15 protein-coding genes are annotated in these 13,997 nt (G+C 59.7%); 2 read left to right on the top strand and 13 right to left on the bottom strand.

The features are described from left to right. The 9 genes from era to folK all read right to left on the bottom strand — a co-directional run bounded on the left by era (window position 1) and on the right by folK (window position 7,489). Window positions 1-906 carry a GTPase Era gene (gene era, locus AB1781_00835; GenBank protein MEW5703124.1) on the bottom strand — a complete coding sequence of 302 codons (906 nt, stop codon included), beginning with the start codon at window positions 904-906 and terminating at the stop codon, window positions 1-3. Then, complete coding sequence (gene rnc, locus AB1781_00830) at window positions 896-1,594, bottom strand: ribonuclease III (GenBank protein MEW5703123.1); 699 nt, start codon at window positions 1,592-1,594, stop codon at window positions 896-898. Before rnc ends, era begins: the two co-directional genes overlap by 11 nt. Further along, window positions 1,594-2,352 (bottom strand): signal peptidase I, encoded by a 759-nt coding sequence (lepB, locus tag AB1781_00825; protein ID MEW5703122.1) that lies wholly within the window; start codon window positions 2,350-2,352, stop codon window positions 1,594-1,596. The genes rnc and lepB overlap by 1 nt, the downstream gene beginning before the upstream one ends. Before the next feature lie 11 nt (window positions 2,353-2,363). After that, window positions 2,364-2,777, bottom strand: a complete 414-nt coding sequence (gene acpS, locus AB1781_00820; GenBank protein ID MEW5703121.1) for a holo-ACP synthase — start codon at window positions 2,775-2,777, stop codon at window positions 2,364-2,366. Beyond that, entirely contained in the window at window positions 2,774-3,541 is a 768-nt protein-coding gene (locus tag AB1781_00815) for a pyridoxine 5'-phosphate synthase (GenBank protein ID MEW5703120.1), read from the bottom strand. The genes acpS and AB1781_00815 overlap by 4 nt, the downstream gene beginning before the upstream one ends. Then, complete coding sequence (locus AB1781_00810; protein MEW5703119.1) at window positions 3,534-4,115, bottom strand: DUF2062 domain-containing protein; 582 nt, start codon at window positions 4,113-4,115, stop codon at window positions 3,534-3,536. The genes AB1781_00815 and AB1781_00810 overlap by 8 nt, the downstream gene beginning before the upstream one ends. 69 nt (window positions 4,116-4,184) lie before the next feature. After that, entirely contained in the window at window positions 4,185-6,335 is a 2,151-nt protein-coding gene (locus AB1781_00805) for a bifunctional (p)ppGpp synthetase/guanosine-3',5'-bis(diphosphate) 3'-pyrophosphohydrolase (GenBank protein MEW5703118.1), read from the bottom strand. 118 nt (window positions 6,336-6,453) lie between these two features. After that, window positions 6,454-6,864, bottom strand: coding sequence for a DNA-directed RNA polymerase subunit omega (rpoZ, locus tag AB1781_00800; GenBank protein ID MEW5703117.1), 411 nt, complete (start codon window positions 6,862-6,864; stop codon window positions 6,454-6,456). Between the two features lie 103 nt (window positions 6,865-6,967). Beyond that, a complete protein-coding gene (gene folK / locus AB1781_00795) occupies window positions 6,968-7,489 on the bottom strand; it encodes a 2-amino-4-hydroxy-6-hydroxymethyldihydropteridine diphosphokinase (protein ID MEW5703116.1) in 522 nt (173 codons plus the stop codon). A gap of 124 nt (window positions 7,490-7,613) precedes the next feature. Here folK and AB1781_00790 point away from each other — a divergent pair, with 124 nt between their 5' ends. Then, a complete protein-coding gene (locus AB1781_00790) occupies window positions 7,614-8,276 on the top strand; it encodes a uracil-DNA glycosylase (protein MEW5703115.1) in 663 nt (220 codons plus the stop codon). On the opposite strand, the gene smpB is transcribed toward AB1781_00790, so the two are convergent. Together smpB and dapA are read right to left on the bottom strand one after the other, a co-directional pair. Continuing rightward, a complete protein-coding gene (smpB, locus tag AB1781_00785; protein MEW5703114.1) occupies window positions 8,277-8,750 on the bottom strand; it encodes an SsrA-binding protein SmpB in 474 nt (157 codons plus the stop codon). Window positions 8,751-8,756: 6 nt separating this feature from the next. Continuing rightward, window positions 8,757-9,632 (bottom strand): 4-hydroxy-tetrahydrodipicolinate synthase, encoded by an 876-nt coding sequence (gene dapA / locus AB1781_00780; protein ID MEW5703113.1) that lies wholly within the window; start codon window positions 9,630-9,632, stop codon window positions 8,757-8,759. Window positions 9,633-9,784: 152 nt separating this feature from the next. On the opposite strand from dapA, the gene AB1781_00775 reads away from it, so the two are divergent. Beyond that, window positions 9,785-11,797, top strand: a complete 2,013-nt coding sequence (locus AB1781_00775) for a lytic transglycosylase domain-containing protein (protein ID MEW5703112.1) — start codon at window positions 9,785-9,787, stop codon at window positions 11,795-11,797. Window positions 11,798-11,800: 3 nt separating this feature from the next. Here the strand turns inward: AB1781_00775 and AB1781_00770 are convergent, their stop codons facing one another. Both AB1781_00770 and AB1781_00765 read right to left on the bottom strand, forming a co-directional pair. Further along, window positions 11,801-13,369: a TRAP transporter large permease subunit gene (locus AB1781_00770; protein MEW5703111.1), complete on the bottom strand. Its 1,569-nt coding sequence runs from the start codon at window positions 13,367-13,369 to the stop codon at window positions 11,801-11,803. 3 nt (window positions 13,370-13,372) lie between these two features. Further along, window positions 13,373-13,912 carry a TRAP transporter small permease subunit gene (locus tag AB1781_00765; GenBank protein ID MEW5703110.1) on the bottom strand — a complete coding sequence of 180 codons (540 nt, stop codon included), beginning with the start codon at window positions 13,910-13,912 and terminating at the stop codon, window positions 13,373-13,375. Window positions 13,913-13,997: the final 85 nt, after the last annotated feature.

Genomic DNA, 13,997 nt, shown 5'->3' with positions numbered 1-13,997 from the left:
TTAGGCATCATAATCCAGGCCGAGGTCGCGGTAACGTTCCGGATCTTCAAGCCAATCCTTCCGCACCTTGACGCGAAGGAAAAGATGGATGCGCTTTCCGAAAATTTCCTCCAGCTCTTCGCGGGACGCCGTGCCGACCTCCTTGATGCGGCCCCCCCCCTCGCCCAGTACGATCGCCTTCTGGCTTACGCGCTGAACCAGGATTTCCTGTTCGATCCGGATATCGCCCTGCTCGCGCTCCTCGAAGCTTTCCGTCACCACGGCAAGAGAATAGGGAAGTTCCTGGCGGAGCTGCAGAAAGAGTTTCTCGCGCGTGATCTCGGCGGCGAGCAACCGTGAGGGAAGGTCGGAAACCTGATCCTCCGGGAACATCCAGGGACCGCTCGGAACGCTTGCGGCCAGATGGCGTCGGACGTCGTCAATGCCATCGCCCTTCAGGGCCGAGATCATGAAGGTGTCCGTGAAAAGACCGGTTGCGTTCAGTTCCGCCGCAAGGCCAAGCAGTTTTTCCCGCTGGATCCGGTCGATCTTGTTGAGGATGAGAATCGCTTTCCGGCCAGCCTTCCGCAAACCCTCGAGAATGTGCCGGGCCTCACCCGTGATACCCCGTTCGGTATCAACCAGGAGAAGCACGAGATCGGCGTCCGCCGCACCCCGCCACGCAGCCGCCACCATGGCGCGTTCGAACCGACGCTTGGGCACGAAGATGCCGGGGGTATCCACGAAAACGATCTGGGCGCCGCCTTCGATGCAGATGCCGCGGACCAGCGTTCGCGTCGTTTGCACCTTCGGCGTAACGATGGTGACTTTCTCGCCAACCAACTGGTTGATGAGGGTCGATTTGCCTGTGTTCGGGGCGCCAACAACCGCGACGAAACCGAAACGGCGCTCGGTTTCAGTTCCCATTGCTTTGCCCCTCAATCCCCGCCAAAAACCCGGCCGCGGCCGCGGTTTCGGCTACGCGTTTTGTCGAACCGCTGGCGACGGCCGGAGCGAAGGCCCCAACCGTGACCCGCACGGTAAAGGTTGGCCGATGCGCCGGTCCTGTTTGTTCGACGGTTTCGTATTTTGGAAGCGACAACCCGCGCCCTTGAGCCCATTCCTGAAGCCGGGTTTTCGCGTCCTGCGGGGGTGCCGGCATTTCCTCCAGCAACGGCCGCCAGCCGCGCTCCACAAGGCGCCGCGCCGCAACCAAACCTCCATCCAAGTAAAGCGCGGCGATCACCGCTTCCAGCGAATCGGCCAAACGGCTGGGGCTTTCGCGCGCTTTCCCCCCCTCGTCTTCCTCGGCCAGGCGGAGATACCGCCCAAGGGCAATTCCCTCGGCGACCCGTACCAGCGCCTCGCGACAGGCCAAAGCCGCGTGGCGCTTGGCAAGGGCGCCTTCCGGCTCGGCCGGAAAGCGGCAAAGAAGAATGTCCGCCAGGATAAGGCCCAGCACCCGGTCGCCCAGAAACTCCAGCCGCTCGTAATCCGGCCGCTGGTCACCACCGGCGCTCGGGTGGGTGAGCGCCTCTTCCAGCAAGGCCGGATTTGAAAAGGCGTGGTCAAGCGTCTTGGAAAGCACGTCAAGCGAGGCGAAGGTGGCGCCCATCAATCAACCGCCTGAAAGAAACGATGAAACCGGATGGCGGACGGCCACTTCCAGAATTCCCAGAAGCGCGTTTCGCCGTCCACCGAGAAAAAGAGGATTTCGGCCCGCCCGACAAGGTTCTTTTCGGGAACGAAGCCGACGCCATGCGGCGCCCGGCTGTCGAGCGAGTTGTCGCGGTTATCCCCCATCATGAAATAGTGGCCAGGTGGAACGCTGAGGACCGATGTGTTGTCGAACTGACCGTCGTCGGACGTTTCCAGGATACGATGGCGCCGGCCGCTCGGAAGCGTTTCGGTATATTGCCGGATGGCAACCGGCGCGCCGCTGAAATCCGATACCATGAAGTCTTCGGCCGTTTCCCGTTCGACCACCGTACCGTTGATATAAAGGCGGCCTTCCTTCATTTGAATCGTATCGCCCGGCAGCCCGATGATTCGTTTGATGTAATCCGTGCGGTTGTCCGATGGCAGCTTGAAAACCACCACGTCGCCGCGTTCCGGCGGCGTGAAGAAGAGCCGGCCTTCGATTAACGAAAGCCCGAACGGTAGCGAATAGCGGCTGTAGCCATAGGCATATTTCGAAACGAAGAGATAGTCGCCAACCAGCAGCGTAGGCACCATCGAGCTGGACGGAATGTTAAATGGCTCAAAGGCAACCGTGCGCGCCACAAGCGCGATTAGAATCGCGTAGAGAATCGTGCGAACGGTTTCCCATATACCGTCTCTTGTTCTTCTGGATCTTGCCGTCCTGTCCGACATTTTGGTTTTCCTTAAGTTTTGTCTGCCGCGGTGACGGCAAAGATGATAACGCTGGCTTGGGCATAGGGGTATTCGTCGCTTAAGGAAACCTCGATCCCGACCGCCATCCCCGGCGGCGTGATCTCGACCATGCGCCGGGCGGCGCCGCCGGTAAGTTCGATCACCGGTTTTCCGGAAGGGCTGTTCAGGACTCCGATATCACGCCAAAAGACTCCGCGCCGTAAACCCGTGCCAAGCGCCTTTGAACAAGCCTCCTTGGCGGCAAACCGTTTTGCATAGGTGGCGGCGAGCCGGCTCGGCCGCTGGGTCGCTTTCCAGCGTTCGGTTTCGGTAAAAACGCGATTGAGAAAGCGATCGCCAAAGCGGTCGAGAGTGCGCGCGATCCGCCGGATATCAACCAGGTCACTCCCGAAGCCGATAATCATGCGGAACCGTGCCGCGCCGATTTCGGAACAGGGGTACTGCGCGCCGTGTCCATGAGAACGCGCATGCGCCGGACGCTGGCCTCCAGACCGGTAAAAAGCGCCTCTCCCATCAGAAAATGGCCGATGTTCAATTCAACGATTTCCGGGATAGCGGCGACGGGACCAACCGTATCGAAGGTAAGCCCGTGGCCGGCGTGGCATTCGAGACCCAGCTTGGCGGCGTATCGCGCGGCCATGACGAGCCGGCCAAACTCCGCCACCCGCGCCGCGCCGTCCGCGTTGCAATAACGCCCCGTGTGGAATTCGATTGCGGCGACGCCGAGTTGGCTCGCCGCCTCGACCTGGCCGTGCTCCGGGTCAATGAAAACCGATACCGCGATACCGGCCGATGCCATCGTCTGGATATAGGCAGCAAGCCCGCTTTTTTCTGCGAGAACGTTGAGACCGCCTTCGGTCGTCAACTCTTGCCGCTTCTCCGGAACCAGGCAAACAGCGTGCGGCCGATTGGCAAGCGCCGTCTCGAGCATGGCAGAAGTTGCCGCCATCTCAAGGTTGAGCGGCAGTTCGGCCTGTCTCGCCAACGCCACGATATCCGCATCGCGGATATGGCGACGGTCCTCCCGGAGATGGGCCGTAACCCCATCGGCCCCGGCTCGGGCTGCAATGGAAACCGCGCGCAACGGGTCCGGGTGCGTGCCGCCGCGCGCGTTCCGCAGCGTCGCGACATGATCGATGTTCACCCCAAGTCGAATGCGTTCACTCACCGGCGCGGGTCTGCTTTTTTGTTTTGGAGTGCGCCGCCCGCCGATGCCGGCCCTTCTCGCGGCGGAGGTGCCGGTGGCGCTTATAACTCGCAACGGTTTTCTTGATGGGCCAATAAAAGACAACCCAAGCAACAATTGCCGTTGGAATACCGCCAACCGTCATCGGCCACAGCAGCCAACCCGGATGCTGAAAGATCAACTGAATCGTCAATGCCTCCGGGGCGCCTTGGGCGGGCGTGTTCTGTAAGATCCAATTTCCAAAGTGGTAAATCCAGTACCAAATAAAGGGGAAGGTCCACGGGTTGCCGAGTACCGTTCCGATGGCCGAAGCCAGCAAATTGCCTCCCGTCAACCACGCCAGTAACGCCGCGCCGACAAAATGAAATCCCATGAAAGGTGTGAAGGAAATGGCGGCGCCACTTGCAAAGCCGGCCGCAATACCATGGGGGGTATCCTGCAGCCGACCCACCCGATGAAACAGGTATTTAAAAGATCGGCGCCACCCTGAGCGCGGCCAAAGGAAATTGTACAGGCGGCGAATGGGGTGCGGTTTATGGTGTCGTTTGAAGAGCATCGCGGGACGTTCGGCACCTTAAATAATCGGATGAAGACATGAGCGCCGGACAGCGGCGGCTATTCTCTTTTAACCACGCGCACGTTCAACGGAATTGATCACGGGCGATGCGCGAAGCGCTGCGATAATACGGGTCAAATGCTTGACGTCTTGCACTTCGAGGTCAATGACAAGCTCGAAGAAATCCGCCGAGCGATTCGTGAGCTTAAGGTTATTGATGTTCGCCCCATGGCTTGCGATGACGGTCGAGAGATTGCCAAGCGTACCCGGTTCGTTCAGCACGACGAGATGGACCCGCCCGATATAGGTGGGTGTGTTCCCCTCGCCGACGTTCCAAGCGACATCGAGCCAACGGTCCGCAAGCTCGTCAAAGCTTGGCAATATCTCGCAATCAATCGTATGGATGATCACGCCTTTCCCTTTCGTCACGATACCGACGATTCGGTCACCCGGCAGCGGCGAACAGCAACCGGCATAGTGTACAGCCATTCCGGGAATGAGCCCCCGGATTGGAACGGGATTTTCGCCAATCTTTTTCTTGCGCTTGCGCAGGCCGATCGTAATCACGTTGGCGGCACGGAAACGAGAGGACTTTACGCCGGGAAACGCGGCCTTGAAAACTTCTTCCGCCGTGTATCTTCCCTCCCCAATCGCGGCGTACAGGTCATCCGGGGCAGCGCAATGAAAACTTTTGCAGACTTCCTTGAAAAGCTTGTCGTTAAGCTCCGCCCCTTCACTCTGAACCATCCGTTCCAGGATTGATTTTCCAAGTTGGACATATTGGCCGCGCTTCTCTAGGCGCACAAAGCGGCGAATGGACATCCGCGCCTTGCTGGTGACGGTAAACCGTTCCCAGGTCGGCGACGGTGTTTGCGCTTTCGACGTAACGACCTCCACCTGGTCCCCATTGTGCAGTTGGCTGCGCAATGGAAGCATCCGTCCGTTCACTTTTGCGCCGACGCAGGTGTTCCCGATCTCTGAATGGACCGCGTAGGCAAAATCCACCGCCGTCGCACCTCTGGGCAAGGCGATTAAATCCCCCTTCGGCGTGAAACAAAAGACCTGGTCTTGGAACATGTCGAGCTTGGTTTCCTCGAGGAATTCCTCCGGGTCGGAAGCGTTCTCCAGCAACTCCAGAAGCTCCCGAAGCCAGCGATATTGGCGGCCTTCCATGCTGCTGGTCGGACCGTCCTTGTATTGCCAGTGAGCGGCGACGCCGCGCTCGGCGATGTCTTGCATCCTCTGGGTGCGGATTTGAATCTCGATCCGCTGCCGTTCGGGCCCGATGACACCGGTATGAAGCGAGCGGTAGCCGTTTGGTTTCGGTGTGCTGATATAGTCCTTAAAGCGGCCAGGCACGACGCGGTAGCGCCGATGCAGGATGCCAAGCGCCCGGTAGCAAGTTTCTTCTTCGTTCACGACGACCCGAAAGGCCATCACGTCCGACAATTGTTCAAAGTTGATATTCTTGCGTTCCATCTTTTGCCAGATGGAATAAGGCTTTTTCTCGCGACCGGAGACGGCCGCCTCAACCCCGGCCCCGCGAAACGTTTCTTCGAGTTCCCGAGCGATCTTCGGAACTTTCGCCCCTCCTTCCTCGCGCAGATAGCTAAGCCTGGCAAGAACGGAGTTTCTGGCATCCTGGTTCAGTTCGGAAAACGCCAGGTCTTCCAATTCGTCCTTCATTTCATGAAGACCGATCCGGTTGGCGAGGGGCGCGTATATTTCCATCGTCTCCCGCGCAATGCGGCGGCGTTTTTCCGGGTCCTGAATGTAATGCAGCGTCCGCATGTTGTGCAGACGATCGGCAAGCTTGACAAGCAAGACGCGAATATCGTCCGACATCGCAAGTACAAGCTTTCGAAAATTTTCCGCTTGTTGCGTGCGGTCGGATTGAAGCTCGATCCGTGACAGCTTTGTCACGCCGTTAACAAGGCGCGCAACTTCCTGGCCGAATTGACGTTCGAGTTCTTCAACGGTTGTCAGCGTATCCTCGACGGTATCGTGCAGCAGAGCTGTCGCGATGGAGGAGCCGCCTAATTTAAGCCGGGTCAGGATGCCGGCCACTTCGAGAGGGTGTGAAAAATAAAGGTCGCCAGATTCGCGTTTCTGCGCGCCATGCGCTTTCATCGAAAAAACGTAAGCGCGATTCAGCATCTCCTCATCGACGGAAGGGTCGTATGCCCGGATGGCTTCCACCAATTCGAACTGCCGAATCATCGGCGATCATGCCTCCCTCAAAACCTCAGGCGGGAGAAACGAATCCGCCGTACGAATAAAAAAACGGAAGGTTGGAAATATCGGCGGCATCCGATCAAGAACCGGGCGCCGTCTCCGATCACGCCTCGTCCGGTCGGGGAGCTTCTTCCGCCTCCGCCGCAAGCATTTCGTTGTCGGGTTCTCCCTCAATGGAAAGGACGTCCTCTTCAGCCTCTTCACTGGGAACGGCTTCCCCCACCTCGGCGGCGTGGCGCTGTTCCTGCTCGACGAGTTCAAGGATGTCCTCCTCCGGCTCCTCAAGCTTCGCGTGCTTTTGCAGCGAGCGCACTCTTTCAGCCCGCAGGCCATCCAGGTCCACCGTCCCATCGGCAATTTCCCGAAGAGCGACGACCGGATTCCGGTCCCGGTCCCGGTCCACGGTGAGAGAGGCACCGGCAGAAATCTCGCGGGCTCGCTGAACGGCGAGAACCACTAGCTCGAAGCGGTTGGGTACCCTGGTAACGCAATCTTCGACCGTGACGCGGGCCATAAAACACCTCTTTGGCAGGAGCAGCCGGAACAAGCCGGGACAAGAAGGAATATATTGCTGCACCGCGTCGGGTGCAAGGTGGCAGGACGATAAAGCCCCCCCGTTAGGGCACCTCACCCTCTTCCCCCGGCAGCGGAAAAGCGACCTGGCCTTGCGCCAGGCGGCGGATTAACGCCTCAAGGGTGAGGCCGAGCGTCGGGTGCCGCCAGTCGGGAGCCACCACCTCCGCCAGCGGAAGCAAGACGAAGGCGCGCTCGTGAAGGCGCGGATGAGGCACGGTAACTCCCGCGCTCCCGCCTTCGAGCCGGCGATCGTCCCAGGCCAAGAGGTCGAGATCGAGCGTCCGGGAGGCGTTTCTTTGCCGCCGCTCCCGCCCGAATCGGCGTTCGATCCGGTGACACAAGGCAAGGCAGGCCTCCGGCGAAAGCCCGGTCGCCACCGCCGCCACGCCGTTCACGAACCACGGCTGGTCGGAGGGCGGCACCGGAGCGCTCTCGTACCAGCGGGAACGGCGAAGGATGGCAACCCCTTCCGCCGCCAGCGCGGCAAGCGCCGCCTCGCAATTTTCCCGCGGGCCTCCGTAAGCCGCGGTTGGCAGGTTTGAACCCAGACCGAGCAGAATCACCTAAAAACCCTTTCGCCCCCTATTACGCCCGGTTGAACGACGGGCCCGACGCCTTAGAATAGCCGCCCGCCATGGACCAGTGGAAGGCGATAGAACGTTGGCCACCCGAAAAACGCTTTCGAAGATGTGTTCCAAAAAAACGGCTTCCGCCGCCCTCGATCCGGCGCTCGACTGCCCTTATTGCCCGCGTCTTGTCACCTTCCGGAACGCAAACCGAAAGGCGCATCCCGACTGGCACAACGCACCCGTCCCCTCCTTTGGACTTCTAAGCGCGGAGGTGTTGATCATAGGGCTTGCGCCGGGCTTGAAGGGAGCAAACCGGACGGGCCGGCCCTTCACGGGCGACTACGCGGGTGAACTTCTCTACCGCTTGCTCGGAAAATATGGATTTACCCGCGGCGAATACCGGGCCGCCCCCGAAGACGGGCTTAGGCTCGTGAAATGCCGCATCACGAACGCGGTCCGCTGCGTGCCGCCGGAAAACCGCCCGACACCGGCCGAGATCGCCACCTGCCGGTCGTTCCTGGCGGCCGAGGTCGCCGCCATGCCGCGGCTTCGTTTCCTGCTTGCCCTCGGACGGGTGGCACACGAGGCGATTTTAACCGCCTTAAACCTAAAGCGAAGCGCCTATCCCTTTCGTCACGGCGCCTGCTATCGGCTTCCCAACCGGCTGACCCTTACCGACAGCTATCATTGCTCGCGCTACAACACGAACACGGGCCGGTTGACGGAAGAAATGTTCGAGACGGTGATGCGCGATATGCGGAAACAGATGACCCCGACCTGATCAAGACTTCGCCTTTAAAAGACGGTCTTTCTGGCGGCGCCATTCCCGCTGCTTCTCGTCCGCGCGCTTATCCACCTTGCGCTTGCCCTTGGCAAGGCCCAGGGACACTTTCGCAATCCCGCGGGCGTTGAAATAGACCGCGAGCGGCACAAGGGCCATGCCTTCCCGCTTTACAGCGCCAAAAAGACGGTTTCTTTCGCGACGGTGAATCAAAAGCTTTCGTGGACGCGTGGGAGAAAAGTCCTCCTGACGCGCGGGCGCGTATTCCGCAATGTGCATGTTGAAAAGATGCAGCTCCCCACCTTTTTCTGCGGCAAAAGCTTCGTTCAGGGAGCATCGGCCAAGCCGCAAGGATTTTACTTCCGGGCCCGTAAGCACGATTCCGGCCTCAAGGGTTTCTTCCACGTGATAGTTGTAGCGAGCCTTGCGGTTCTGCGCCACGGTGCGATCGGTGGAGATAAGTTCTCTTGCCATTCCCCGTCAGGCAAGCAGCCCCGCCGCTTCCAGCACCTTTTGAATCCGTTCCTTGTTCGTTTCCGAAACCTCGACCAATGGAAGACGCAGCGCGCCGCCGCAATGCCCCCGCAGGCTGACGGCGTATTTCACGGGGCAAGGGTTCGTATCAACGAACATGACTTCATGAACCGGTACCAGGCTATCCTGAATTTTTCGCGCGGCGGAAATATCGCCTCTCCACCAGGCCTCGTGCATTTCGGAAAGTGGCTTCGGAGCCACATTCGCTGTCACCGAAATGCAGCCATGCCCACCTTCGGCCAAGAACGCAAGCGCTGTCGCGTCCTCACCGGAAAGCTGGCAAAAATCGTTCCCGATCGCGCGGCGCGTCGCTGAAGGGCGCGCAAGATCGGTCGTTGCATCCTTCACACCCACGATGTTCGGCAACGCCGCCAGCCGCGCCATCGTAGCGACCGACATATCCACCACGCACCGACCAGGGATATTGTAGATGACGATCGGCAGATCAACGGCGTTGTGAATCGCCTCGTAGTGCCGATACAACCCTTCTTGAGAGGGCTTGTTGTAGTAGGGCGTGATGACGAGCGCCGCGTCGGCGCCCGCCTCTTTGGCGTGGCGCGTCAATGCGATCGCCTCCGCCGTCGAATTCGATCCCGTCCCGGCGATGACCGGCACCCGCCCGTTCGCGGCCTCGATGCAAAGCTCGATAACCCGCCGGTGTTCCGCGTGGCTCAGGGTCGGCGACTCGCCCGTCGTTCCACACGGCACGAGACCGTGCGTGCCCTCGGAAACCTGCCACTCGATGAAAGACTGATACGCCTTCTCGTCAATGGTATCGGCGCGGAAGGGCGTTACGAGCGCAACAAAGGAACCTTTAAACATTTTGGACCGTTAATCGATTACCCGCGGAACATAACCTCACCCATTCCCTGCGGCAAGGGCGAGCGCGCTTGTTGAAATTGGACCGGGACCGTACTATGGAAAACCTTGCGTTCCACGTCTTTCAGAGGGGGATGCCCACGGTCCCTATTCGCATGCTTCGACCGACATGTCCGGCGTCCGGTTTTCTTGGCTGGATCGCCTCGGGCATATTCTTCTTTATCCTGCTGTCTTTTTCTCTGCCTGCCGCGGTGGCGGCGACCGTCCCGAAGGAAGGGGCGACCCCTCTTTCGGTCGCCGATTTCGGTACCTACACCCGTGCCTTCGTGGAAGTCAAAGAAAAGCGCTGGAAAAAGGCGCTTGTGCTTGCCTCCCTCGCCCACAACCCGTTGCCAGCGGAGGCCATCCGCTGGCTTTACTACACGCAACCTGGAACGGGCGCTTCCTTCGACGAGATTGCGAACTTCCTTCGCGAGCATCCCGATTGGCCAAACCAACGTCTACTCCGGCAGCGGGCCGAGGAAGCGATGCCCGGCAACCTTCCGGACGACGCCATCCGCACCTGGTTTTCCGACCAGCCGCCGGTGACGACCCGCGGGCGCGTCCTGCTTGGTGAAGCGCTTTTACGGAGGGGGGACCAGGAAGCCGCCGAGAAGCATCTTCGGGAAACCTGGATTCACGCCAATTTCACCCGACAAGAGGAGCGCCAATTTCTCGCCAAGCATCGCGACCTGCTGGATAAGGCGGACCACGCGGCGCGGCTCGACCGGCTGTTGTGGAACGATCGCGCCGCCGAAGCGCAGCGCATGCTGTACCGCGTCGACCCGGACATCCGGAGCCTTGCCCTGGCGCGTATCAGCCTTATGCGGATGGATTGGGATGTCGACGGCGCCGTCCAGCGTGTCCCTAAATATCTGCAATCGCACGCGGGCCTTCAATATGAACGCCTCCGCTGGCGGCGACGGAAAGGAAAACTGGAATCGGCCCAGGAGATTCTGGAGCACCCCCCCACGGATTTGATTCGGCCGGACCTTTGGTGGGTTGAACGCATCGCCGTCTCTCGACACCTCTTCCAGAAAGGCTACTACTCGGAAGCCTATCGCCTGACCAGCAATCACGGCCTCGAAGCTGGCGAAGCCTTCGCCGAGGCGGAATGGCTGTCGGGGTGGATCGCTTTGCGTTTTCTAAAAGACGCCGAGGTCGCTTTCGGCCATTTCACAAAACTTCATGAAGCCAGCCGTTATCCCATCAGCCGCGCGCGCGGCGCCTATTGGGCGGCGCGGGCGGCCGAAGTCATAGGTGCGCGCAGCACACAGGCCCACTGGTACCAAATCGCTTCGCAGTACCTTACGACCTACTATGGGCAGTTGGCGGTTGAACGGGTTGCCGGCCATTTTCCCCTCCCGCCCGCTTCAACGCCGAAGCCGACAATGGAAACCGCGCAGACTCTGGAGGCAAACCCGCTAACGCAGGTCGTGCGCTTGCTTAACGAACTCGGCGAAAAAAAATATATACGCCCCTTTCTCCTCCAGTTGGCCTCGAAAGCGACGACCGAGGAGGCCTATGCCTGGATCGCGGATCTCGCCCATTCGCTGGCACGTCCGGACCTTGCCATCGCCGTAACCAAGCAGGCTCAACGTGCGAATATTCCCCTTTTGGATCAAGGCTATCCGATCCTCGATCTGCCGGACGTAAAGCCGGAGCCCGCCCTCATCCTAGCCATGACCCGCCAGGAGAGCGAGCTCAACCAAGGGGCCATCAGTTCGGCTGGCGCCCATGGGCTTATGCAAATTCTTCCGCAAACGGCGCGATCCGTTTCGCGTTCGCTTCGGCTGCACTATTCACAAACGCGGCTTCTCAACGATCCCGTCTACAATCTGCAAATCGGCAGCGCCTATCTCGACCAGATGCTGACCGAATTCAACGGCTCCTACATTTTGGCTCTTGCCGCCTATAACGCCGGACCGGCGCGGGTCCACAGATGGATTCGAGAGTACGGACGCCCCGGCGGCGAATCGGATACCGACACGATCGACTGGATCGAGTCCATACCTATCTACGAGACACGGAATTATGTGCAGCGCATTTTCGAAAATCTGCAAATCTACCGTCTGAAGTTGAATGGCGGGAATCCAGCCCTGCGGATATCCGACGACTTGCGGCGCTAAGCTTTATCCATAGAGAAGCTTTGGCAGCCACGTCGCGAGCCCGGGAAAGAAGGCGACAATCCCAAGCCCAAGCAGTTGAATTGCGATGAAAGGCATCACGCCACGGTATATGTCCAGTGTCGTGACGCTTTCCGGCGCAACGCCCCGCAAGTAAAAGAGCGCAAAACCGAACGGCGGCGTCAGAAACGACGTCTGCAGGTTAACGGCTATCATCACACCCAGCCAAACCGGATCCAGTCCCATCTTCAGCAGAACGGGAGCAACGATCGGCACGACGACAAAGATGATCTGGATAAAGTCCAGGAAAAAGCCCAGAAAAAACATCACGACCATCACGAGAAGCACCGCGCCTATCGCTCCTCCTGGAAGCGTGGCTAGAAACGCGTGCACCATGTCGTCGCCGCCATACCCAAGGAAGACGAGGGAAAGGAGCGCGGCCCCGATCAGAATCACAAAAACCATCGAGCTGATCTGCATGGTCGAACGTAAAACTTCCTGCAGGATTTCGGTGGCAAAGACGCGCTTGAGGCCGATGAACACGCCAACGGCAACCAGCAGGCAAAGCATTGCCGCGATGGCCGGAAGGGCCATCTTGAGACCCGGCGCCGCCCTCTCGATACCGGCGGCCGAAGTCAGGCCCACCAGCACAAGACCAGCCAACGCAAGGCCCGCCACGTGGATCACCGTCGCATGCCTTTCGTCGAGTCGGAGCCCGGCCAGCAATATCGAACCGATGGCGCCGACGGCGGCCGCCTCGGTAGGTGTCGCAACACCCGTTAGGATGGAACCCAGAACGGCCACAATGAGGACGAGAGGCGGCATGAGGGAACGCAGAATTTGCCTGACCAGCTGCCGGCCACTGACCGCGGCGCGCTCGGCCTCCGGGATGGCCGGCGACGTTTTGGGGTGAAAGACGGCCTGCCCGATCTGATAGACAAGGTAAAGCCCGACCAGCAGCAAGCCGGGTAGAATCGCGCCCGCAAAGAGATCGCCAACCGACACTGCCCTCGGCGAAAAATTGCCCAGGGAAAGCTGGGCCTGTTGGTAAGCGGACGACAGCACATCCCCGAGCAGAACCAGCACGATGGAGGGGGGAATGATCTGACCCAAGGTGCCGGCCGCGCAAATCGAGCCGGCCGCCAATTTCGGGTCATACCCGCGTCGAAGCATCGTGGGAAGCGAAAGCAGCCCCATCGTCACGACGGTCGCCCCTACGATTCCTGTCGAGGCCGCCATCAGCGCACCAACGATCGTGACCGAGATCCCAAGTCCGCCGCGCAGCGATCCAAACAGCATTCCCATCGAATCGAGCAATTCCTCGGCGACGTGGGAACGCTCAAGCATCACCCCCATGAAGACGAAAAGCGGCACAGAAACGAGAACATCGTTTGTCATGATGCCGAAAATCCGCTGCGGAAAAGCCGTCAGGAAGATCGGATCGAATGCCCCCAGCAGAGTGCCAAGGCCCGCAAAAAAGAGCGCCGTACCGGCGAGCGTAAAAGCCACCGGGAAGCCCATCAAAAGAAACCCGCAGAGCGCGACAAACATCAGAATGTTCAGAAAGTCTCCCATGCGTCAGAGCTTTCTCGGTGATTCCAACCGTAGTTTTTCGTGCCCCGTCAACACGGCGGCGGCATGAATGGCCATCGAAATCCCTTGCAGGACCACGAGTGCCGCAAAAACGGGAATAACCGTCTTCAGGAGATAGATGGCCTCGATACCGCTCGTCTCGCGCGAGCCTTCCCGTACGGCCCACGAGTCGATAACATAGGGCCAGGCGATATAGAAAAGAGCCCCACAGACCGGAAGCAAGAAAAAGAAAATACCCATCAAATCTGCCCACGCCTTGCGTTCCGGCGAAGCGTCACGGTAAAAAATATCAATGCGGACGTGTCCGTTATGCAGAAGGGTGTAGCCGGCCCCCAGCATGAACAGAACGCTATGCATATAGAGGATGGATTCCTGAAGCCAGATTTCGCTTGCCTCAAAGACATAGCGCATCAGGACAATACTGAATTGAACCACCGCCATGACCAGTCCAACCCAGGCGACCTTACGCCCGATCGCGTCGTTGAAACGGTCAATACCTTGTGCAAGCCACACCAGAAAGGTCATGGGAACCTCTTCGCCGCACTACCAAGTTCGGCCCATGTATAGGGGAAACCGGCATTCCTCGCCAGCGGGCAACCCGCCTTCCCGC

This window comes from Pseudomonadota bacterium, from assembly GCA_040752895.1.
Classification (GTDB): Bacteria; Pseudomonadota; Alphaproteobacteria.
Note: the sequence above shows the minus strand (reverse complement) of the source record. Positions and strands in the feature narration are given on the sequence as shown.

Excerpts from the sequence above, each read along its gene's own strand:
- AB1781_00765 (MEW5703110.1), bottom strand. The coding sequence starts at position 13,912 with ATGACCTTTCTGGTGTGGCTTGCACAAGGTATTGACCGTTTCAACGAC.
- AB1781_00805 (MEW5703118.1), bottom strand. The coding sequence starts at position 6,335 with ATGATTCGGCAGTTCGAATTGGTGGAAGCCATCCGGGCATACGACCCT.
- dapA (MEW5703113.1), bottom strand. The coding sequence starts at position 9,632 with ATGTTTAAAGGTTCCTTTGTTGCGCTCGTAACGCCCTTCCGCGCCGAT.
- acpS (MEW5703121.1), bottom strand. The coding sequence starts at position 2,777 with ATGATTATCGGCTTCGGGAGTGACCTGGTTGATATCCGGCGGATCGCG.
- smpB (MEW5703114.1), bottom strand. The coding sequence starts at position 8,750 with ATGGCAAGAGAACTTATCTCCACCGATCGCACCGTGGCGCAGAACCGC.
- rnc (MEW5703123.1), bottom strand. The coding sequence starts at position 1,594 with ATGGGCGCCACCTTCGCCTCGCTTGACGTGCTTTCCAAGACGCTTGAC.
- era (MEW5703124.1), bottom strand. The coding sequence starts at position 906 with ATGGGAACTGAAACCGAGCGCCGTTTCGGTTTCGTCGCGGTTGTTGGC.
- rpoZ (MEW5703117.1), bottom strand. The coding sequence starts at position 6,864 with ATGGCCCGCGTCACGGTCGAAGATTGCGTTACCAGGGTACCCAACCGC.
- AB1781_00810 (MEW5703119.1), bottom strand. The coding sequence starts at position 4,115 with ATGCTCTTCAAACGACACCATAAACCGCACCCCATTCGCCGCCTGTAC.
- AB1781_00775 (MEW5703112.1), top strand. The coding sequence starts at position 9,785 with ATGCTTCGACCGACATGTCCGGCGTCCGGTTTTCTTGGCTGGATCGCC.
- AB1781_00790 (MEW5703115.1), top strand. The coding sequence starts at position 7,614 with ATGTGTTCCAAAAAAACGGCTTCCGCCGCCCTCGATCCGGCGCTCGAC.
- AB1781_00770 (MEW5703111.1), bottom strand. The coding sequence starts at position 13,369 with ATGGGAGACTTTCTGAACATTCTGATGTTTGTCGCGCTCTGCGGGTTT.
- lepB (MEW5703122.1), bottom strand. The coding sequence starts at position 2,352 with ATGTCGGACAGGACGGCAAGATCCAGAAGAACAAGAGACGGTATATGG.